The organism is Streptomyces sp. XY431 (assembly GCF_001279805.1).
GTDB lineage: Bacteria > Actinomycetota > Actinomycetes > Streptomycetales > Streptomycetaceae > Kitasatospora > Kitasatospora purpeofusca.
The window spans coordinates 1-819 of sequence record NZ_LGDO01000287.1 but is presented as its reverse complement, the minus strand read 5'-3'; the positions used below and the strand labels follow the sequence as shown (position 1 = coordinate 819).

Genomic DNA, 819 nt, shown 5'->3' with positions numbered 1-819 from the left:
CCCGACGGACGGTCGCCGCCACGGTCGTCACGACGGAAACCGCCGCCACCACCGGTCGGACGGTCACCACGGTCATCACGACGGAACCCACCGCGGTCGCCGCCACGGTCGTCACGGCCACCACCGAAACCACCCGGACGGTCGTCCCGACGGAAGCCACCACCCGACGGACGGTCACCACGGTCATCGCGACGGAAACCGCCGCCGCCACCGGTCGGACGGTCACCACGGTCGTCACGGCGGAACCCGCCGCCACCACCGCCGCTGTAGGGGCGGTCGCCACCGCGGTCGTCGCGGCGGAAGCCGCCACGGTCGCCACCGCGGTCGTCACGGCCACCGCCGTAGCCGCCGCCGGCGGGACGGCCGCCACGGTCGTCGCGGCGGTCGTCGCGTCGCGGAGCACGGTCGTTGGACCAGCTCCCGCGGGACCGGGGCTCGTAGCCGCGGCCGTCGTCCGATCGACGCTCGGGACGGTCCTGGGGCTCGTTCGCCATCGTGGTGACTCCTTCTGCTTCTTCATCTCCACCGCGCACCGGGCAGCACCACTGCCCGCTCGCGGTTCGGCGCCGACCTCCTGGCCGTGCACCTTCTCCATTGTCCGACATCCAGGGACACCCCGCGTCCGGGCGGAAGTCCCTGATCTGCCGGTCGTACACACATGCGCACAACGCAAAAAAGCCGCGGCCCCCAGCGAATCGCTGGGGGCCGCGGCTTTGAATAATTGTTCGGCGGCGTCCTACTCTCCCACAGGGTCCCCCCTGCAGTACCATCGGCGCTGTGAGGCTTAGCTTCCGGGTTCGGAATGTAACCGGGCGTTTC

1 rRNA gene is annotated in these 819 nt (G+C 71.2%); it reads right to left on the bottom strand.

Annotated elements, in window-relative coordinates:
* Nucleotides 1-723: 723 nt before the first annotated feature.
* A 5S ribosomal RNA gene (rrf, locus tag ADK60_RS23820) occupies nucleotides 724-819 on the bottom strand; the annotation flags it as partial.